Source organism: Nocardioides marinquilinus (assembly GCF_039543705.1).
Lineage (GTDB): Bacteria > Actinomycetota > Actinomycetes > Propionibacteriales > Nocardioidaceae > Nocardioides > Nocardioides marinquilinus.
Window position 1 is genome coordinate 211,111 of record NZ_BAABKG010000003.1, and the last position, 19,862, is coordinate 230,972.

General features: G+C 75.0%; 13 protein-coding genes and 1 pseudogene. 4 read left to right on the forward strand and 10 right to left on the reverse strand.

What is annotated here, in order from left to right; genetic code table 11:
• Positions 1-14: 14 nt before the first annotated feature.
• Together ABEA04_RS12055 and ABEA04_RS12060 are read right to left on the reverse strand one after the other, a co-directional pair.
• Entirely contained in the window at positions 15-1,238 is a 1,224-nt protein-coding gene (locus ABEA04_RS12055) for an acyl-CoA dehydrogenase family protein (RefSeq protein WP_345458655.1), read from the reverse strand.
• Positions 1,238-2,602, reverse strand: coding sequence for an acyl-CoA dehydrogenase family protein (locus tag ABEA04_RS12060; RefSeq protein WP_345458657.1), 1,365 nt, complete (start codon positions 2,600-2,602; stop codon positions 1,238-1,240). Before ABEA04_RS12060 ends, ABEA04_RS12055 begins: the two co-directional genes overlap by 1 nt.
• A 104-nt stretch (positions 2,603-2,706) precedes the next feature.
• Between ABEA04_RS12060 and def the strand changes: the two genes are divergently transcribed.
• Positions 2,707-3,294, forward strand: a complete 588-nt coding sequence (gene def, locus ABEA04_RS12065) for a peptide deformylase (RefSeq protein ID WP_345458659.1) — start codon at positions 2,707-2,709, stop codon at positions 3,292-3,294.
• 63 nt (positions 3,295-3,357) lie between these two features.
• On the opposite strand, the gene ABEA04_RS12070 is transcribed toward def, so the two are convergent.
• Both ABEA04_RS12070 and cobA read right to left on the reverse strand, forming a co-directional pair.
• Positions 3,358-4,173: a TrmH family RNA methyltransferase gene (locus ABEA04_RS12070; RefSeq protein ID WP_345458661.1), complete on the reverse strand. Its 816-nt coding sequence runs from the start codon at positions 4,171-4,173 to the stop codon at positions 3,358-3,360.
• A complete protein-coding gene (gene cobA / locus ABEA04_RS12075) occupies positions 4,166-5,410 on the reverse strand; it encodes a uroporphyrinogen-III C-methyltransferase (protein WP_345458663.1) in 1,245 nt (414 codons plus the stop codon). Before cobA ends, ABEA04_RS12070 begins: the two co-directional genes overlap by 8 nt.
• A gap of 57 nt (positions 5,411-5,467) precedes the next feature.
• Here cobA and ABEA04_RS12080 point away from each other — a divergent pair, with 57 nt between their 5' ends.
• On the forward strand, positions 5,468-5,992 hold the full coding sequence (locus tag ABEA04_RS12080; RefSeq protein WP_345458665.1) for a YbhB/YbcL family Raf kinase inhibitor-like protein: 525 nt from the start codon (positions 5,468-5,470) through the stop codon (positions 5,990-5,992).
• A gap of 89 nt (positions 5,993-6,081) precedes the next feature.
• On the opposite strand, the gene ABEA04_RS12085 is transcribed toward ABEA04_RS12080, so the two are convergent.
• From ABEA04_RS12085 to ABEA04_RS12110, 6 genes are all read right to left on the reverse strand, one after another.
• On the reverse strand, positions 6,082-6,927 hold the full coding sequence (locus ABEA04_RS12085) for a hypothetical protein (protein ID WP_345458668.1): 846 nt from the start codon (positions 6,925-6,927) through the stop codon (positions 6,082-6,084).
• 73 nt (positions 6,928-7,000) lie between these two features.
• A complete protein-coding gene (locus tag ABEA04_RS12090; protein ID WP_345458669.1) occupies positions 7,001-8,086 on the reverse strand; it encodes a family 43 glycosylhydrolase in 1,086 nt (361 codons plus the stop codon).
• A gap of 61 nt (positions 8,087-8,147) precedes the next feature.
• On the reverse strand, positions 8,148-8,816 hold the full coding sequence (locus ABEA04_RS12095) for a UdgX family uracil-DNA binding protein (RefSeq protein ID WP_345458670.1): 669 nt from the start codon (positions 8,814-8,816) through the stop codon (positions 8,148-8,150).
• 119 nt (positions 8,817-8,935) lie between these two features.
• Positions 8,936-12,829 carry a hypothetical protein gene (locus ABEA04_RS12100; RefSeq protein ID WP_345458671.1) on the reverse strand — a complete coding sequence of 1,298 codons (3,894 nt, stop codon included), beginning with the start codon at positions 12,827-12,829 and terminating at the stop codon, positions 8,936-8,938.
• Positions 12,826-16,026 carry a hypothetical protein gene (locus ABEA04_RS12105; protein WP_345458672.1) on the reverse strand — a complete coding sequence of 1,067 codons (3,201 nt, stop codon included), beginning with the start codon at positions 16,024-16,026 and terminating at the stop codon, positions 12,826-12,828. The genes ABEA04_RS12100 and ABEA04_RS12105 overlap by 4 nt, the downstream gene beginning before the upstream one ends.
• Before the next feature lie 87 nt (positions 16,027-16,113).
• Positions 16,114-17,175 carry a PP2C family protein-serine/threonine phosphatase gene (locus ABEA04_RS12110; protein ID WP_345458673.1) on the reverse strand — a complete coding sequence of 354 codons (1,062 nt, stop codon included), beginning with the start codon at positions 17,173-17,175 and terminating at the stop codon, positions 16,114-16,116.
• A 100-nt stretch (positions 17,176-17,275) separates the two neighbouring features.
• Here ABEA04_RS12110 and ABEA04_RS12115 point away from each other — a divergent pair.
• Together ABEA04_RS12115 and ABEA04_RS12120 are read left to right on the forward strand one after the other, a co-directional pair.
• A pseudogene (locus tag ABEA04_RS12115) lies at positions 17,276-18,748 on the forward strand (catalase); the annotation flags it as partial.
• Between the two features lie 163 nt (positions 18,749-18,911).
• Positions 18,912-19,859 (forward strand): alpha/beta hydrolase, encoded by a 948-nt coding sequence (locus tag ABEA04_RS12120; protein ID WP_345458677.1) that lies wholly within the window; start codon positions 18,912-18,914, stop codon positions 19,857-19,859.
• The last annotated feature ends 3 nt before the right edge of the window (positions 19,860-19,862 follow it).

The following is a 19,862-nucleotide window of genomic DNA, read 5'->3' on the forward strand; positions in this document are numbered from 1 at the left end:
CGTCGTCCTCGGCCCTACTTCAGCTGCGCGCTCGACAGGCCGAGCACGCGGCGGGCCACGATGAGCTGCTGGATCTGCTGCGTGCCCTCGAAGATGTCGAGGATCTTGGAGTCGCGCGCCCACTTCTCGAGCAGCTCGGCCTCGCTGTAGCCGATCGTGCCGGCCAGCTCGACGCAACCGAGCGTGATGGCCGAGCCGACGCGGCCGAACTTCGCCTTGGCCATCGAGGCCTCGAGCGAGTTGGGCTTGCGGTTGTCGGCCAGCCAGGCGGCCTGCAGCGTGAGCAGCCAGGCGCCCTCCCACTCGGCCTCCAGCTGCAGGAACCGCGCGGCGGCGGCCGACTGCACCTGGGCGGGCCGGTCGTAGTCGACGACGACCCCGGCGTCCTCGAGCAGCTCGCGGGTCAGGTCGAGCGCGGCGCGCGAGCAGCCGGCCGCCATCGCCGCCACCAGCGGGCGGGTGTTGTCGAAGGTCGCCATCGCACCGGCGAAGCCCTGCTTGGTGTCGACCTCGGGCGAGCCGAGCAGGTTCTCCTTCGGGACGCGGCAGTCCTCGAAGATGATGGTGGCGGTGTCGGAGGCGCGGATGCCGAGCTTGTGCTCGAGCCGGTCGACGCGCATGCCGGGCGTGCCCTTCGGCACCACGAACGACTTGATGGCGGCGCGGCCGAGCTCGCGGTCGAGGGTGGCCCAGACGACGACGTGGTCGGCGCGGTCGCCGGAGGTGACGTAGATCTTCTCGCCGTTGAGCACGTACTCGTCGCCGTCGAGCACCGCGGTGGTGCGGATGCCGGCGGAGTCGGAGCCGACGCTCGGCTCGGTGATGGCCATCGCAGCCCACACGCCGGCGAACCGCTCGAGCTGCTCGTCGTCGGCGACGGAGGCGATGGCGGAGTTGCCGAGGCCCTGGCGCGGCAGCGAGAGCAGCAGGGCGACGTCGCCCCAGCACATCTCGGCGATCGACATGACCGAGGCGAGGTTGGTGCCGTTCCTCGTGCCGCCGTCGTCCTGGGTGTCGGGCTTCTCGTCGCGGCGGACGCCGGCCGCACCGGCACCGCCCGCGGCGCCCGACTCGCTGACGCCGTCGATCATCGCGGCGAGCATGTCGAGCTCTTTGGGGTAGGTGTGCTCGGCGCGGTCGTACTTGCGCGAGATCGGGCGCAGCGCGTTCATCGCGAGCTGGTGCGCCTGGGCCACCAGGGGCTTGAACTTCTTCGGGTCGTCGAGCGAGATGGCCATCAGACCAGCACCGTGCCTTCCATGATCGAGACGGCGCGCAGGTCGCGGTACCAGCGCTCCACCGGGTGGTCCTTGACGAAGCCGTGGCCGCCGAGCAGCTGGACGCCGTCGAGGCCGATGCGCATGGCCTTCTCGGCACACAGCGCACGGGCGAGGGCGACCTCGCGGGCGACGTCCTTGCCGGCGGCGGCGCGGGCGGCGGCCTTGTAGGTGGCCAGGCGCATGGCCTGCACCTCGATGGCCATGTCGGCGACCATGAAGGCCACCGACTGGCGGTGGGCGATCGGCTCGCCGAACGCCTCGCGCTCCTTGACGTAGGGCGTGACGTAGTCGAGCACGGCCTGCGCGGTGCCGACGGCCAGGGCGCACCAGGCCAGGCGCGACAGGCGCACGCACTCGCGGTAGGTGCTGCCGTCGGTGGCGCCGAGGACGGCGTCGGCGGGCACGCGGACCTCGCTCAGCGACAGCCGGGTGAGCGAGGCGGCACGCACGCCCATGGCGGGGTCGCCCTCGACGGCGAGGCCCGGCGTCGACGACTCGACGAGGAACAGCACCGGCTGGCCCTCGAGCTCGGCGCCGACCACGAACAGCTCGGCGTCGGCGCCGCGCGCGACCAGCGACTTGGTGCCGTCGAGCACGTAGCCCTCGCCGGCCCGGGTGGCGGTGGTGCTCGGCGCCAGCACGTCGAACAGCACGGCGGGCTCGAGCAGCGCGAGCGAGGCCGCGGGCACGTCGTCCCCGGTGAAGGCGGGCAGGTAGGTCTGCTGCTGGGCCTCGGTGCCCCACAGGCCGAGCGCGGTGGCGACCGAGCCGGCGCCGAGGGTGGCGACGGCCAGGCCCATGTCGCCCTTCGCGAGGGCCTCGGCGACCAGGACGCCGGCGACGGCCGAGCGCTCCTCGGCGATGCCGCCGAGCGACTCGGGCACGCCGAGGATCGGCAGGCCGATCTCGAGGCTGGCCTTGAGCACGGCCTCGGGGGCCTCGCAGGTCTCGTCGGCCTCGGCCGCGGCGGGGCGCACGACCTCGTCGGCGTACTCGGTGACCACGTCGACCAGCATCTGCTCGTCGTCGGTGGGCGTGAGGTCGAAGACGCCCGTGCGGGTGGCGGGCTTCGGGTGGTCGCCGCGTCGGCCGGCGCGACCGGCCTTCTGGAAGGTGCGGCCGGCCGCCGTCATGGTGCTGAAGCCACCGCGGGTGACGGTGAAGACGGCCTGCTCGGTGGGCTTGCGCAGCCCGACACGGTCGAGGACGTCGCTCTGCGCGAGGCGGTTGAGACCGGCCACGAGCAGGCCGATCGGGTCGCGCGACTCGCGGCGCGGCACGCCGTGGCGGCCGCCGGGCCGCAGGCTCTGAAGTAGGGGCATGCTCCTAATGTAACTCTGAGTTACACATTCGGCTACAGCTGGTCGGGTGCCGTCGGCCACACCTCCTTCGGGCGCCCGCGGACGGCGTCCCTATGCTGCGGCGCATGTCCGACGAGGCCCCGCACGCACCCCACGGACCGCTGCCCGAGGGAGGCACGGCGCGTCCGATCACCCGGTGGGGCACACCGGTGATGCACCGGCCGCAGCAGAAGGTGACCGCCTACGACGACGAGCTGCGCGCGCTGGCGGCCGACATGGTGGCCACGATGTACGCCGCCGACGGCGTCGGGCTCGCGGCCTGCCAGATCGGCGTCGACCTCGCCCTGTTCGTCTTCGACTGCCACGACAAGGACGGCGAGCGCACCGTCGGCGTGGTGTGCAACCCCGTGCTGACGCTGCCCGAGGGCAAGGACCGCCACCTCGAGGAGGCCGACGAGGGCTGCCTGTCGCTCCCGGGTGCCTTCACCGGCTGCGCCCGGCCCGACGTCGCCAGCGTCACCGGCACCGGCCTCGACGGCGAGCCGGTCGCCTTCAGCGGCAACGGCCTGCTCGCCCGCTGCCTGCAGCACGAGACCGACCACACCAACGGCACCGTCTTCGGCGACCGCATCCCCACCAAGGCCCGCAAGAAGCTGAACAAGGCCCACGAGGAGCGCGCCGACGAGTACCCCCTCGACTGGCCCGCCGGCTGACCCGTCGCTTATGAGCGACGGGTCGACGAACCTGGCGCTGACCCGTCAGACATGTCTGACGGGTCAGCGGGCGGAGGTGACGTAGCAGGCGACGGCGGCGGCCGCGGCGACGTTGAGGGAGTCGACGCCGACCTCGGGGCCGCGGGCCATCGGGATGACGGCGCGGACGTCGGCCGCCCGCTGCCAGCGCTCGGAGAGTCCGTGGCCCTCCGAGCCGAGCACGAGCGCGACCTTGTCGCGCCCGGCGACGGCGTCGGCGAGCGGGACGGCGTCGTCGGCGAGGGTGAGCGCGACGGTGGTGAACCCGGCGCGCGAGAGGGCGGGGAGGGCGTCGTCCCAGTCGGGCAGGCGGGTCCAGGGCAGCGAGAACACCGCGCCCATCGCGACCTTCACGGCGCGGCGGTAGAGCGGGTCGGCGCAGCGCGGGGCGAGCAGGGCGGCGTCCATGCCGAGCGCGGCGCCGCTGCGCAGGACGGCGCCGACGTTGGTGTGGTCGACGACGTCCTCGAGCACGAGCACCGAGCGCGCGCCGGCCAGCACGTCGTCCACGCTCGGCAGCGGGCGCCGCTCGAGCGAGGCGAGCGCGCCACGGTGCACGTGGAAGCCGGTGACCTCCTCGGCCATGGCCTCGCTGACGACGTAGCAGGGGGCGTCGGTGGTGGCGAGGACATCGGCGAGGCCGTCGAGCCAGCGCGGCGCCATGAGGAACGAGCGCGGCGGGTAGCCCGCCTCGACCGCGCGCCGCACCACCTTCTCGCCCTCGGCGAGGAACAGGCCGTGCTCGGCCTCGAGGTGGCGGCGCAGCGCGACGTCGCGCAGGTCGCGGTAGTCGGCCAGCCGCGGGTCGTCGGGGTCGGTGACCTCGACCAGCTCACTCATCGGGCAGGTCGCGGTCGGGGTAGCGCTCGGGATGGGCGACGGCCACGACGTCGCCGACCACGATGACGGCGGGCGGTCGCACGCCCTGCGCCTCGACGTCGTGCGCCATCTCGGCCAGGCGGCTCAGCACGACCCGCTCCCCCGGCATCGTGCCGTCGCTGACGAACGCGACGGGCGTGGCCGGGTCGCGGCCGCCGGCGAGCAGGGCCGCGGCGATCTGCGGCGCGTGCTCGACGGCCATCATCAGCAGCAGCGTGCCGCCGAGCCGGGCGACGGCGTCCCAGTCGGTGAGCGAGCGCTCGTGCCCAGGCGGCAGGTGGCCCGAGACGACGACCAGCTCGTGGGCCACGCCGCGGTGGGTCACCGGGATGCCGGCGATGGCGGGCACCGCGATCGGGCTGGTCAGGCCCGGGACGACGGTGACGGGGACGCCGGCGGCGCGGCAGGCGAGCACCTCCTCGTAGCCGCGGCCGAAGACGAAGCTGTCGCCGCCCTTGAACCGGACGACGCGTTGCCCGGCCAGCGCCCGCTCGACGATGATCCGGTTGATCTCGACCTGCTGCGCCGAGCGGCCGCGGGGCAGCTTGGCGACGTCGACCAGCTCGACGTCGCTCGGCAGCTCGCCGAGCAGCTCGCGGGGGGCGAGCCGGTCGGCCACCACGACGTCGGCCTCCATGAGGGCGCGGCGGCCGGCGAGCGAGATCAGCTGCGGGTCGCCGGGGCCACCGCCGACGAGCGTCACGCCCGGCGTGCGGTGGCGGCGCCGTCCGGCCGGGAGGGTGCCCTCGCGCAGCCCGTCGAGCACCTCGTCGCGCACCGCGACCGAGCGGCGCGGGTCTCCCCCGCCGAGCACGGCGACGGTGACCCCGCCGGCGCGGCCGACTGCCGGCGTCCAGGAGGTGGCCGCGGTGGCGTCGTCGGCGCGGTTGCAGAAGACCCGGCGGGCCTCGGCGGCGGCCGAGACGGCGGCGTTGGCGTCGGGGTCGTCGGTGGCGGCGACGGCGTACCAGGCGCCGTCGAGGTCGGCCTCGACGAAGGTGCGTCGCTCCCAGGTCACCTCGCCGCCGGTGGCCAGGCCCTCGAGCGCCGGGGTGACCTCGGGCGAGACCACGACGACGTCGGCGCCGGCGGCGATCAGCTGCGGCACGCGGCGCTGGGCGACGTGCCCGCCGCCCGCGACCACGACGCGGCGGCCCTCGAGCCGTAGCCCGGCGACGTAGCTGCGGTCGTCGTCCACCCCGGCATCCTCTCGCACCTCCCGATGGGTCTACCCGCCCGCACTAGGTTCGAGGACATGGACCTCGACCGCCCCGTGAGCCCCGACCCGTACACCCTGCTGCCGTCCGTGCCGTCGTTCGGCGTGACCAGCACCGACGTGACCGACGGCCAGCCGCTCGGCGACGCCCAGGTGGCCGACGGCGGCAACACCTCGCCGCAGCTGTCGTGGGACGCCGTCGACGGGGCGCAGAGCTACACCGTCACCTGCTTCGACCCCGACGCGCCGACCCCGTCGGGGTTCTGGCACTGGGTGCTGGTCGACCTGCCGGCCGACGTCACCTCGCTCGAGACCGGCGCGGGCGCCGAGGACGCCGACCTGCCGGGCAACGCCTTCCACTGCCGCAACGACGGCGGCACGCAGGGCTTCATGGGCGCCGCGCCGCCGGAGGGCGACCAGGTGCACCGCTACTACTTCGTCGTCCACGCCGTCACCGAGCCGCAGCTGGGCGTCGACGCCGACGCCTCGCCGGCCGTGGTCTCGTTCAACCTGGTCTTCAAGACCGCGGCCCGCGCGGTCCTGCACGGCACCTACCAGCACTGAGCCGCCAGAACACCAGGACGCCAGAACACCAGGACGCCGGCCCCGGGAGCTCCCGGGGCCGGCGTCCCTGTCCTCTGTCGGTGGGTCGGTCAGCCGCGGCGCACCTGGAAGACACCGACCCGCGCGTTGTGGCTGTCGACGGCCATGTCGATGACGCGGGCGTCACGCAGGCGGATGCTGGTGCCGTCGGTGCCCGGGACCCACCCGATCTGGTCGATGCCGCGGCCGAAGACGCGTCGCTCCTTGCGGTGCACCTTGGGCATCGCGTCGCGGTTGACGTCGCCGGTCCACACCACCGGGATGCCGCGGGCGTGGTAGGCCGCGACGCGCTTGCGGTGCCGGTCGTAGTGCTCGTTCCACCGGTCGCGGCGCCACTTCTCCGAGCCCTGGGAGGTGTCGGCGTTCCACGCCCCGGCGACGTAGTGGGTGTTGAGGACGGCGACCCGCAGCGACGGGTCGCTCTTGTGCGCGATGAGCACCTCGTTGATGAACCGGGGCGGCGTGACGTTCTTGCGACCCTCGTGCACGAAGGAGTCGCGGCGTCCGACGATCGTGAAGGGGTGCGGGACGACGACCGGCACCCGCCGCGAGCGGGCCTGCGGGTTGTTGAAGGCCATCTCGAACCGGCCGCCGAAGAGGCCCCGGATCCAGTCGATCTCCTCCAGGCCGGGGTCGCCCTCGCCGATCTCCTGGAACCCGACGAGCGGCCGGGCGGTCTCGCCGTGGCGGGTGACGCCGTAGCGCACCGCACGGATGCCGGGCTCGCGCTGGGAGAGGTTCTTGCGGCCGATGTTGGCGGTGACGACGACGAGGTCGGTCCAGTCGGCGGCCTGGGCCGCGGGGGCCAGCGCGGTGCCGGCGACGGCGGCGCCGGCGAGTCCGGCCGCGCCGGCGAGGGCGGAGCGTCGGGTCACGAGGGGCAGGTGCTGGGTCATGGGTGCTGCTTCCTGTCGGGGGGGCGGGTGAATCGAGGTGAGTCGCGGTGGGCGGAGGTGGGCGGGACGGCGGTCAGTCGACGCGGAAGCCGCCGCGGCCGTGGGTGAGGGTGCCGGTCGTCGGGTGGCGCAGGCGGCCGTCGTACCAGTGCCAGGTGACGCGCAGTCCGCCGCCGGCGGCGGTGTAGACGTCGAGGCCACCGGGGCCGCGGCGGTTGCCGGGCAGGCGTCGGTAGGGGCCGATGCCCCCGGGGCCGACAAAGCCGAAGTAGGGCCGGTTCGCGCCGTCGCGCAGCAGCCGGCACGGGCCGGGGCGCGCCGACGCCGGGCCGCACTCGGCCAGGCCGGTGGCGTAGCGCGGGCTGGCCCACTGGTTGCCGGCGAACGCCAGGTGCCAGCGGCCCTTGTGCGCGAACAGGGAGGGGTTCTCGACCACGTGGCTGCCGCTGTCGGTGCCGCGGGTGTCCCAGGCGATGTCGGTGCTGCGCAGCAGGGTGCGCCGCGAGCCGGGCACCGCGCGGCCCCTGCGGTCGGCACGCACGACCGAGATCGCGGTCTCGGGCCCGCTCGTGACGCCGTCGTCGCGGTAGGCGACCCACAGCGTGCCGTCGCGCACGACGGGGTTGGCGTCGATCGCCCACCGGTCGGCGGGGCAGACGAAGGAGCCGGCGTCGCGGAACGGGCCGTAGGCGCTGCCGCTGACGGCGAGCCCGAGGCACTTGCGGCCGGTGCCGCGCTTGGACGCCGTGTAGTACATCAGCCAGCGACCCTTGTAGCGCGCGACGCCGGGCGCCCAGATGCCCGAGTCGAGCACCGCCCAGGCACCGGGGCCGCCGGGCAGCGCGTCGCCCGACGCGCAGTCGGTCAGCCCGACCTCGGCTCCCCCGCCGTGCACCAGCATCGGCACGTAGAGCTTGCCGCGGGCTGCGGGGCTGCACCGGTCGCCGCGCTTGGGCGGCACGGTGGTGCCGTAGGTGACGTAGCGACCGTCCTCGGCGAGCACCGTGTCGGGGTCGCCCATCGCGAACGACGAGCCGGCGGCGCGGGCGGACGGCGTCCCCGCCTGGTCGGCCGGCGCGGCCTGGCCGGGCCGGGCCGGCACGACGAGCAGCCCGGTGAGCAGGAGCAACGGGACGACGCGGCCGACCGAGAAGCGCACGGCACGCCCCTGCCCCCGCGGGACGCCGGGCAAACCGTCGTCCGGCCCGTCGGGGTGCCGCTCAGCCCTCGCGCAACCGGGCGGCCGCCGCGGTGAGGTCGGCGACGAGGCCGCGGTACAGCTCGTCGCGGTCGGCGTCGTCGGCGCGCAGCACCGCGGAGGGGTGCAGGGTGGCGAGCACCCACGGGGTGCCGCCGCGGGTGGGGAACCGGTCGACCGGCCAGTCCTCGAACCGGCCGCGGGCCTCGCCGACGCGGAACCCGGTGCCGTGGACGGCCTTGCCGGCGCTGCCGCCGAGCAGCACGATGCCGCGCGGCTCGACGCCGGCCAGCTCGGCGACCAGCCAGGGGCTGCAGGCCCGGATGTGGGCCTGGGTGGGCGACTGGTGGATGCGCTGCTTGCCGCGGCCGGCCTTCCAGCGGAAGTGCTTGACGACGTTGGTGCGGTAGACCTCGCGCGCCTCGATGCCGGCCTCGCCGAGCGCCGAGACCAGCACGCGGCCGGCCGGCCCGACGAACGGCTTGCCCTCGCGGTCCTCGGTGTCGCCCGGCTGCTCGCCGAGCAGCAGCAGCGGGGCCGACGGGTCGCCCTGCCCCATCACGGTCTGCGTGGCGTCGCGGTACAGCTCGCAGCCCTGGCAGCCCTGGGCCGCCTCGCGCAGCGCGTCCGGGTCGGTGGTGTCGGGGACCCACGCCGCCGCGCCGGGTCGTTCGTCGGTGCCGGTGGCCATGCCCGCAACCTAGGCAGCGGCGCACCGGACGCCGTCCACCCGAGCAGACGAGCGGCGTCCCCGAGCGGGTGGCCCGGTCGGCACGGTCGGCGCGGTCGGCACGGTCGGCGCGGTCGGCGTCAGTTCTTCGGCAAGGGGGTCGTGGCGACCCAGGTGATGCGCTCGCCGGCGAGGTCGTCGACGGCGGCCCTCGCCGAGGCCGGCACCCGTGTGTACGCCGGGCTCTTCGCCCCGCCGGGCAGCAGCCAGGGCTCGATCTCCTCCACCAGCACCCGGTGGCCCCGTGCGGGGGCCCCGCCGCGGCTGACCAACACGGGCGGGTAGCCGTCGTCCGTGGCGGTGACGACGGCCGACCTGACGGTCTCCCAGCCGAGGTCGTCACCGGCCTCGGGGCGGGCGTGGCGTTGCAGCGAGAGACGCACCTGCGGGTGGTGGGTCTTGTCCTCGCCGAGGTGCACGGTGCCGCTCACCCGGGCCTCGAGGAGTCCGTCGCGGTTGCGGACGCGGACGGTGCGGGCGGGCAGCAGCTGCACCGGGTCGAGGGTGACGACCGGCGAGAGCTGCGGGACGCCGTCGGCCACGTGCGGCTGGTAGCGGGCCACGGCGAGCCGCACGAAGGTGCCGGGCGGCTTGCCGGGGAAGGCGACCTCGGCGACGTAGAGGTCACGGCCGGGGTGGTAGGCCACGTCGTGCGCGGCGATGGTCGCGAGCACCTGGCCGTCGACGCCGAGGCTCTCCGACAGGACGACGTCCTTCACCACGGTGCCGGTGAGCACCCCGGCGGTCCGCGCGAGCGGGGTGGCCCCCACGCGCAGCGTCGGGTCGAGCCCGTAGAGGCTGACGACCTGGCTGAGCCGGCCGGTGTCCTGGGTGAAGTCGACACCGGACTCGCGGCTGTGCCCGGTGACCACGGCGAGCCGCTCGCCGACCCCGCTGGTCCACCACGGCCGCTCGAGCCAGAGCCGTAGCCTGCCCGGGCCGCGCGAGGCGGCGGCGATGCCGTGGGCGTCGAGGGCGCCCTCGTCCGACGCCCAGGCCGGCAGGGCGTGCACCAGCTCGGGCGGGGCGGGCCGCACCGCCGAGGGCACGATGACGGTCGCGGTGGGCCCGGTGGCGACCACGCGGCCGCGCACCCCCGCCACGTCGGGCAGCGACGTGACACCGTGGGCGAGCCGGACGGTGCGTCGCTTGGTGGTGGGGTGGACGGCGACGTCGTAGTCGACGCCGGGGGCCAGCCGGCGCGGGATCGGCGCCGGCGCCGGGGCCGGTCCGGGCGGCGGCGCCGGGGCAGGTGTGGTGAGCACGATGCTCTCGAGGTCGACGTCGGCGGGGCGGTCGAGGTAGCGCGGCCCGGTGCCGGCCGGCACGCGGGTGAAGGTGAGGTCGAGCGCCTCGCGGAACTCCTCGACGAACCGGCTGGTGGTGCTCACGCTCAGCGTGACGTCGCGGCGGCGGAGGTCGGGCAGCACGAGCGGCTGCTCGTAGTCGTGGGGCCGCAACGGCACCGAGGGGGCCTGGGCCGGGGTCGCGACCGGGGCGACGTCGGTGTCGAGCAGGGCCGTGCGGTCGACCGCGACGCGGGTCGGCAGGCTCCACCCCGGTCCGCGCAGGTGCTTGCCCTCGTCGACCAGCTCGTCCCAGGCGGCCGTCAGGGTGACCCGCCCGGCCGTCTCGTCGTGCAGCCGCACGGTGGCGGCGATGACCGGGTTCTGCTCGCCTGCTGCGCGACGGGCGACCACCGCGCTGATCGCCGGCGGCAGCAGGGGTTGCTTGACGGCGTGCACCAGCTCGACGACCCGGGCGGGCGCCACCGTGGGCACGTCGCCGCGCGCCATCGCCGCACGCTTGGCGGAGGCGTTGCCGGGCCGCAGGGCGAGGACGCCGTGCTGCAGGATGCGGGCCTCCCGCGGCAGCGAGCGCACCTCGACCCGGGCGCGTGCCCCCGGGCGCAGGCCGATGCGGATGCGACGGCGGTCGGGACTGCTGCCCGCGAGGCCCGACGTCGAGGTCGAGCCCGGCGGCAGGGCGGCGAGCTCGAGCCCGACGCCGCTCCAGTGACCGACGAGGGCGGTGCCGAGCGGGTCGGGGCCCGGCACGAAGCTGGCCTCCCGCTCCGGGAGCCCCTCGATCCCGAGGTGGACGTCGGTGGTCATCGGGTCGGGCAGCCAGCCGACGGTGAGCGGCGCCGGAGTGCCGTCGGCCTCGGGCTCACCGGTCCGTTCGGGTGGCTCGGCCGCGTCGAGGGTGGTGAGCAGGGTGTACCGGGACGGGTCGGGCGTGCCGTCGGCCCGGTCGAAGACGCCGTGCAGCAGGCCGAGCGCCACCGAGACCCGCGGCGGCACCAGCACCCGTGAGCTCGACGGCCCGGGCGCGAGCTGGCTGTTCGGGTCGCTGCGGACGACGAGGCGCCCGGCGTCCTCGGTGCGGGTCAGCGTGGGCGGCGGCAGCACCAGCGGGCTGGCGGCGGCCTCCCAGCGCAGGTAGGGCACCGGCGCGGTCGCCGGGGCGTCGTCCCAGGCGGGCGCTCCCCCGGTGACGTCGACCGCGCGGCCGCGGAAGCAGTAGCGGCGTCCGAAACGCAGCGCCGGCAGGCGGGGGTCGGTGCCGTCGGCCGCACTCTCGGGCAGGCTCGTCGCGAAGTCGAGCGAGCCGTAGTCGGGCCCCGGCGAGCCCGGCTCGTGCTCGACGCCCGGGTCGGCGGGGTCCGCCTGCAGCAGCTGCTGCGCGGGGTGCGGCACGGCGAGGCTCCAGCCGTCCCAGCGCGCCACGACGTCGCTGACCAGCAGCGTGGTGGCCTGGGCGGGGTCGCGGCGGCGCGCGACCATCGCCACCGGCGCCTCGTCGACCACGGCCAGCGAGGCCGAGGTGGTGGTGTAGGTCGTCGCGCGGTGACCCAGCCCGAACCAGCGCACCGGCTGGCCGCCCGCGGCCTCGTCGACCACGCCGACCTGCAGGTGGTGGCCCACGACGAGGTCCTCGGCGAACAGCGTCGGCGGCGAGCCGGGCGTGCTGCGGGCGGTGAGCGCGCCGGCCCGCCCGTCGTCGAGGCGACGCTGCAGCGACTGCACCCGGCCCCGCCAGGCGAGGGTGAGGCCGCCGCTGCGTGCGCTCGGGATCGTGGCACCACCCTGGCCCTGCGCCACCGAGACGACCTGGGCCGTCGTGGCGTCGACGTCGACGCTGTGCACGCTGAAGCGTTCGGCGTCGTCGAGGGCCAGGCGCAGCCGGGCGTCGTGGGCGCCGTCGTCGGTGCGCAGCGCGGGCGCGAACAAGCCGGGCGCCGAGGTGACCCGGGTGGGCGGGTTGACCTGCACCGTCGTCACGCCGGACGACGGAGCCCAGACCAGCCTGACCCGCACGGTGCTGACGGCGGAGGCCGCGGGCGGAGCGACCTGCAGGCGGACGACGAGACCGAGCGCCTCGAGCAGCCGCGGGTGGTCGGAGAGCAGCGTGAGCCGCTCGTGCAGGTCGGGGGCGAGCTCGCCGCGCGTGGGGCTGGGGTCGCCCACCGGCTCCCAGAAGCCGAGGAACTGCCGCACCGCCTGGGCCACGTCGTTCGTGGGCGCCGGCTGCGCCTGCGGCACCAACGGCCCCCGGCACGCCTGCACGAGGGCGGACGAGGCGGGGTCGGCCGCGGCGTAGGCCTGCGTGATCCCGTCGGCCAGCGTGGCGTAGGTGTAGCCGAGCGCCGTGCGGGCCGGGCCGGGGTCGCCGTCGAAGGAGTCGACGCGGGTGGCGGACCCGAAGATCTCGTGCCAGAGCCGCCCGGGGTCGCGCTCGGAGACCGGCGTGGCGGGGCCGTAGGCCCCCCCGTCGAACGAGACCTCCCAGGAGACCTGCTGCTCGGGCCAGCCGTCCAGGTCGGCGAAGTCGCCGAGCACGGCGCCGGTCTGCGCGGTGTAGGACAGTCGTGGTGAGACGAGGGCGCCGACCTCGACGGTGCCGGGGGCGACGTACCCCCGTGGCACCGCGGTGACCACCATCGTCTGCCGGGCTCCGGCCGGGGCGCTCACGACAGGCTCCCCGCGCTCCCCGCGCTCACCGGGGCGTAGGCCGCGCAGAGGTCGGACCAGTCCGTCGCCAGCGGGTAGGCCGTGCTGAACGTGGGTTGCGTGGCCTCGTCGGGCGGCTCGATCCCGGTGATGCCCGTGGACGGCGACCGACCGAGGGCACGCCGTCCCGCCGTCCCGGTGGCCTTCCCGGCGGGCGGCACGCCCGCCTCGCGCCTGCCGCCCTCGATCGACCTGGTCACCGAGGTCGAGACCGTCTTGGACACGAACAGCACCTCGACCCGGAGCTCCAGGGTCGCCTTGCCCACCAGCAGCGTCGGGCCCGTCTCGGGCTCGTGGAAGTCGAGGGTCAGCTCGAAGGTGGCGCTGATCGAGACCAGCTGCAGCACCGAGAGCCGGCCGCAGGCCCGGAAGAACGCGGTGAGCCTGAGACCGTCCGGCGTGATCGCCATCGTGGCCCCGACCGCGACCGACAGCGAGCCACTGGCCACTCCGAGGTTCATCCCGAGCTCGCCGGCCACGTGGAGGCTGACCTCGACCAGGCTGACGGTGCCGCCGGTGAGCTGGATGGCGGCGTACCCACCCCCGCCGAAGCCGAGGTAGGTCACCTGGAACGGGCTCTGCTTCCCGGCGAAGCTGGCGTCGAGCACGAGCGCGCCGGAGTACGGCAGCGTCAGCCCGAAGCCGAAGGAGAGGCCGCTCAGGGTGAACGCGCCGAGCGGGAGGTCGGGCACTGCGACGTCCTGGCGCAGCCGCAGGCCGGTCCCGTCGACGTCGACCGACGGCGGGGCGATGCCCGGACCCGAGGCGAGGGACGTGCCGCGGCCGGTGCCGCGGGCAGTGCCGTCACCGACGGCCCCGGCGGCCGCCCCGAGCACCGCCATGACGTCGCTGAGCACCTGCAGGAACGCCAGTGCCTTCAGGTAGCGGACGTCGCCCGCGACGAAGTCGACGTCGAGCGGGGCGCCGGTGCGGGCCACGACACGGAGCTCGCGGACGGGCAGCACCACCAGCCCCGCCAGCTCGATCGAGACGTGCTGCAGCCGCGCGTCGAGGCTGGTCTCGGCGGGGGCGGTGCCCCCGGTGGCCGCGGTGGTCGTGATGGTGAGCGAGCCCGCCGCCTGCTCGTCGGAGGCGCGGAACCTGACCGGCAGGGACCCGGAGTCGGCGTCCTGGAGCGGCGGGGTGATGCTCATGGTGACCGTCGTGCGGCCGTCGACGGTCACCGAGTCGATGGTGGGCGCGAGACCGGCGGGGCCGGCCGCCCGGGCCGCTCGCGACGGCTTCGCGACGGCGGCGCCGGCGGCGCCGGCCGCGCCGGCCACGTCGACCGCATCGACGATGTCGGCCAGCGAGATCCCGCCCAGCAGCGTGATGCCCTCGAAGACAGCGGCCGGGCTGGGCGGGCCCGAGGTCGCCTGGTCGAGCGCGGCCGGTGTGGCGGCCATGACGGCGCCCGCGGTGCGGGAGAGCCCCTGGTAGGTCGGCACCTGCACCAGCCCGCCGGTGCGCTCGCCGCCCACGGCCGGCGGCGGCTCAGACCCCGTCTGCCGCGCCAGGACGACGCCCCCGACGTTGCCGGGGCTCGCCCGGAAGGTCGGGTGGTAGACGTGGCGCACCACGCCGGGGCCGGCCAGCGCGCTGACCTGCGGCACCTCGGTGTCGAGCCACTCCACCACCGGCCGGAAGGGTGCGCGACGGCGGCCGGCGAGCACCGTGCTGCTGATGGGCTCCACGACGGTCGACAGCGCGGTCAGCGGCAGCGTGGTCCCGTGGGGGCGGGCGGCGTCCGGGGTGGCGACGGCGACCGGCCGGCCGCCGATGTCGGCCACCCGCCGGCTGCCGGGTACGCCCTCGTAGAGCATCCGGGCGGCGTCGCCGTCCTTGCTGGTGGGCACGAAGCAGGCGACCTGGGTGAACGGCACCTCGCGGCCGGTCCAGTCGGTGCCGACGAACGAGAACCGCACCGGCTCCGCCCCCACGAGGGGCACGCCGCCGGTGGGCTTGATGCCCTGGTTGGTGATCGGTGGCGTGCGCAGCGTGGTGCACCGCACCCGCTTGAACGGCACCGGCGCACCGAGGTCGTGGTCGGTGCGGGCGAACCCGACGTCGGTGTCGACGTCGGGGCTGACGAGCAGCGTCGAGGTGGTGCGGAGGTAGGCGAACGGCCGACCGCTCGCCGTCGTCACCAGGCGCCGCCAGGTCTCCTCGACCACCACGGCGTCGTGGCCCCAGGGGGCCAGCCAGCCGCGGGTGACGGTCTTCACGTACTGGTCGCGCCCGATCGTGGCGCGGTGGTCCCAGGCGACGAGGGACGGCGCCGCCGGCCAGCTCGCGGTCAGGTCGAGGGTGGCGCCCAGCGGGGTCAGCGAGAGGTGCTCGACGGTGACCGGGGCGCGCGCCACCTCGCCGTCGACCAGCTGGAAGGCGCCCGACTGCGCGGCGATGGACATCCGGTCGGCGTCGTCGAGCGCGCCGAGCGTCGACTGCCCGGCCCGGGTGAAGGAGGCGACCGACGTCAGCCGGTCGTCGACCCCGGTGCTGCGGCCACGACCTCGCCCCCGCAGGTGCCAGACCTCGGTCGTGGTGCTCTGGCCGCGGGTCAGCCGCACGGGCGCACCGGGTCGGCTCCAGGCGTGGCTGGCGGGCGAGGGCTTCATCCGCAGCCGGAACGGCGCCTCGAGGAGGCTCGCGGGCCGCTCGGGGTTGCTGCTGCTCCACAGGGGGTCGAGCTGCTCGAGGTCGAGCAGTCCGTTGAGGTCGTAGGCGAGCTTCGTGCCCGACGGCACCGTGAAGGCGAGCACCGTCGGTGGGGCCAGCTGCGCCCCGGCCGCCGGGGCGGCACCGGTCGCGCCACCGGGCGCCTTGGCGAGCACCTGCTCGCCGATCACCTGGCCGGGCAGCACGAGGGCCAGGTAGCCCGTGCCGGCACCGGACGACGGCCGCAGGTAGCGACGGCCGCCGACGGTGACGACGTCCAGGTCGCGCAGCACGAGGTTGACCGCCAGCAGGTCCTCCTGGCGGCGCACCCGCTCGACGACGGTGCGCGGGCGGGCGCCGGCGGCGCGCAGCAGCTGCTGCAGCACCTCGGGCCCGCCGGCGGTGACGGTGACGGCGGTGCCGCCGACCAGCACGGTGCCGGTGGTGACGACCTGGCGGCGGGCCAGGCTGCGCAGCAGCGCTGCTGAGAGGTCGACCATGCGGCGCACGCTAGGTCGGGGTCCGGGGCCCCACCCTGGCCCGTTCGGGCCATTTCGCGAGGTCCGCGGGCGCGGGGGCGGGCGGGCTCAGACCCGGCTGAGGATGAGCAGCGCGCGGTCGTCGTCGCCGCGGGGCACGCGGGCGATGACGCGCCGGGCGGCGCCGTCCACCCCCTGCTCGAACGCCTCGGCGGCGGTGCGCCGCAGCCAGTCGATGCCGACCTCGATGTCCTCGCTGCGGGACTCCACGACGCCGTCGGTGTAGAACATCAGCGCCTCGCCCGGCTGCAGCACCCCCTCGCCGGCGTGCAGGTCGGGGTCGGCGAGGACGCCGAGCGCGAGGCCGCGCGAGAGGTCGGTCCGCCACGCCTGCTCCTCGACCGACCAGTGGAGGGCGGGCGGGTGCCCGGCGTTGTGGACGACGTAGCGGCCGGTGGGGAGGTCGACGGAGACGTGGACGGCGGTCGCGAACGTCTCGACGGCGTCCTGGCGCAGCAGGAAGGCGTTGGCGGCCCCGAGCACGTCGGGACCACGCAGGGCGCCGATCATGCCGCCGAGGGCGCCGGCGAGCAGCAGGGCCGAGGGGGCCGCCTTGACGCCCTTGCCGACCACGTCGACCAGCACCATGTCGAGCCGCTGCGCCTCGGCGTCGAGGTCGACGACCATGAAGTCGCCCGCGTAGCCCACGCCGTGGGCGGCGATCATCGCGGTCTCGCAGCGCCAGCCGTCGGGCAGCGGCGGCACCGTGCCCTGGGCGTTGAGGCGGTCGCGCAGGTCGGCGAGCAGGGCCTCGCTCAAGGGGCCGGGCAGGCCCGCGCGCTGGCGGCTGGCGGTGTAGAGCACCAGCAGGACGAAGACGAGCAGGATGACGAGCCCCGAGACGCGCCCGACCTCGACCTCGGCCACGAAGCGGGCCATGACGCAGGCGGCGACGACCACGAAGGTGAGCACGACCAGCGGGCCGAAGCGCAGCAGGATCGAGCCCAGCAACAGCCACAGCAGGAAGCCGGCGAGCGGGAAGACCGTGTAGTCGACCAGCGAGACCACGAGGGAGACGGCGACACCGCCGATGAGGGCGAGCAGCACCGCCGTCTGGCTGCGGTGCGACCCCGAGCGCCAGGCGTCGGCGACGTCGCGGAGGCCCTGCATGGCCCGCACGCTACTGCCGCGCGTGGCCGGGCCGGAGGCGACAGGCGGGTCCCCGCTGCGGGTGTGCTCCGGCCAGGGGTCGCATGCGCACGATGGCACCATGACCCATGACGACTCGGCCAACGGATCGACCAACGGATCGGCCAGCGGATCGACCACCGGATCGGGCGCCCCGGCGCCCAGCGACCGCCACAGCCTCACGATGGGCCCGGACGGCCCGATCCTGCTGCACGACCACCACTTCGTGGAGCAGATGGCGCACTTCAACCGCGAGCGCATCCCCGAGCGCAACGTGCACGCCAAGGGATCGGGGGCGTTCGGCGTCCTCGAGATCACCGGCGACGTCGAGCGGTACACCAAGGCGGCGGTCTTCAAGCAGGGCACCACCACCGAGATGCTGGCGCGGTTCTCGACCGTGGCCGGCGAGATGGGCTCCCCCGACACCTGGCGCGACCCCCGCGGCTTCGCGCTGAAGTTCTACACCTCCGAGGGCAACTGGGACCTCGTCGGCAACAACACCCCGGTCTTCTTCATCCGCGACACCATGAAGTTCCCCCACTTCATCCGCTCGCAGAAGCGTCGCGGCGGCTCGGGCCTGCGCGACAACGACATGCAGTGGGACTTCTGGACCCTCAACCCGGAGTCGGCGCACCAGGTGGCCTGGCTGATGGGCGACCGCGGCATCCCGCGCACGTGGCGCCACATGCAGGGCTACGGCAGCCACACCTACCTGTGGGTCAACGACGCCGGCGAGAAGCACTGGGTGAAGTTCCACTTCCACAGCGACCAGGGCGTGGAGTGCCTGACCCAGGAGGAGGCCAACCGGATCGCCGGCGAGGACTCCGACCACCACCGTCGCGACCTCTACGAGGCGATCGAGCGCGGCGACTTCCCGAGCTGGACGCTCAAGGTGCAGGTGATGGGCTACGAGGAGGCCAAGACCTACCGCTACAACCCGTTCGACCTCACCAAGGTCTGGCCCCACGCCGACTTCCCGCTCATCGACGTCGGCACGATGACGCTGAACCGCAACCCCGAGAACCACTTCGCGCAGATCGAGCAGGCGGCCTTCGAGCCGTCGGCGATCGTGCCGGGCATCGGGTTCAGCCCCGACAAGATGCTGCTCGGGCGGGTCTTCGCCTACGCCGACACCCACCGTCACCGCATCGGCGCCAACTACCAGCAGCTGCCGGTGAACCGGCACCGCGTCGAGGGCGCCTACACCTACCAGTTCGACGGGCCGATGGCCTACGACCACACCGGCGACCGGCCGAAGTACGCGCCCAACAGCTACGACGCGCCGTACTCCGACCTCACCGGCCCGGCCGAGGACTCCTGGGAGGCCGACGGCGAGTTCGTGCGCCAGGCCTACACGCTGCGCGAGGACGACGACGACTTCGGCCAGGCCCGCACGCTGGTCACCGAGGTGTGGGACGACGACGCCCGCGACCGGTTCGTGGCCACCGTCTCGGGGCACCTGTCCGGCGGTGTCAGCGAGCCGGTCCTCGAGCGCGCCTTCGCCTACTGGCGCAGCGTCGACGAGGAGATCGGCAAGCGCATCGAGGCCACGGTCCGCGCCGACGCCGGCACCGACGTCGCCCCCGGCCCCACCGAGGTCGAGGACCCCGTCCACGCCTGACCCCCGCGCTGACCCGTCAGACATGTCCGACGGGTCGACGGCCCCACGACGCTGACCCGTCAGACATGTCTGACGGGTTAGCGTCTAGGTTGGCGCGGTGGTCGAGACCGACGTGCTCGGGGAGCCGTGGCGAGCGGAGACGATCGGGCTGGCGCCGGACGACGAGGGGCCGGTGGTCACGACGCTGGTCAGCCGGCGCGCCGAGCGGCCGACGGGGCGCGCGGTGCTGCACGTGCACGGCTTCGCCGACTACTTCTTCCACACCGAGTACGCCGCGTGGTGGTTGGCGCGCGGCTACGACTTCTACGCCCTCGACCTGCGCAAGTACGGCCGGTCGCTGCGGCCCCACCAGACGCCCACCTACGTCGCCGACCTCGACGACTACCGCGAGGAGCTCGACCTCGCCTGGTGGCGCGTCACCGAGCGCGACCGCCACGACCACGTCGTCGTCTCGGCGCACTCCACCGGCGGGCTGACGACGCCGCTGTGGGCCGACGCGCGTCGTCCGGCCGCGCTGGCGGGGATGGTGCTCAACTCCCCCTGGTTCGACCTCCAGGGCGCGCCGTGGATGCGGACGGCGGCCGCCACCCGGCTGCTCGACCGGGTGGCCGACCGGACGCCGCTGCGCGAGATCCCGCGCGAGGTGTCCGGCCTCTACGGCCGCAGCCTGCACCGCGACCACGACGGCGAGTGGGACTTCGACCTCGCCTGGAAGCCGATCGAGTCGTACCCGGTGCGTGCGGGCTGGCTGCGCGCGGTGCGCCGCGGGCACGCGCGGCTGCACGCCGGCCTCGCGGTGCCCGCCCCGGTGCTGGTGCTCTCCTCGGGCGGCACGGTGCGACCAACCGAGATGGTCGACGACGTGCACACCCACGACATCGTGCTCGACGTGCCGCAGATCCGGCGCTGGGCGACCGCGGTCGGGCCGCGGGTCACCTACGTGGCCGTCGAGGGGGCGCGGCACGACGTCGTCCTGTCGCGGCAGCCGGCCCGCGACGAGGTCTACGCCGAGCTCGGGCGCTGGGCGGGCGCCTACCTCGGCTGACGG

Coding starts and splice junctions, on each gene's coding strand:
- ABEA04_RS12055 (WP_345458655.1), bottom strand. CDS start 1,238: ATGGCCATCTCGCTCGACGACCCGAAGAAGTTCAAGCCCCTGGTGGCC.
- ABEA04_RS12060 (WP_345458657.1), bottom strand. CDS start 2,602: ATGCCCCTACTTCAGAGCCTGCGGCCCGGCGGCCGCCACGGCGTGCCG.
- def (WP_345458659.1), top strand. CDS start 2,707: ATGTCCGACGAGGCCCCGCACGCACCCCACGGACCGCTGCCCGAGGGA.
- ABEA04_RS12070 (WP_345458661.1), bottom strand. CDS start 4,173: ATGAGTGAGCTGGTCGAGGTCACCGACCCCGACGACCCGCGGCTGGCC.
- ABEA04_RS12080 (WP_345458665.1), top strand. CDS start 5,468: ATGGACCTCGACCGCCCCGTGAGCCCCGACCCGTACACCCTGCTGCCG.
- ABEA04_RS12085 (WP_345458668.1), bottom strand. CDS start 6,927: ATGACCCAGCACCTGCCCCTCGTGACCCGACGCTCCGCCCTCGCCGGC.
- ABEA04_RS12095 (WP_345458670.1), bottom strand. CDS start 8,816: ATGGCCACCGGCACCGACGAACGACCCGGCGCGGCGGCGTGGGTCCCC.
- ABEA04_RS12105 (WP_345458672.1), bottom strand. CDS start 16,026: ATGGTCGACCTCTCAGCAGCGCTGCTGCGCAGCCTGGCCCGCCGCCAG.
- ABEA04_RS12110 (WP_345458673.1), bottom strand. CDS start 17,175: ATGCAGGGCCTCCGCGACGTCGCCGACGCCTGGCGCTCGGGGTCGCAC.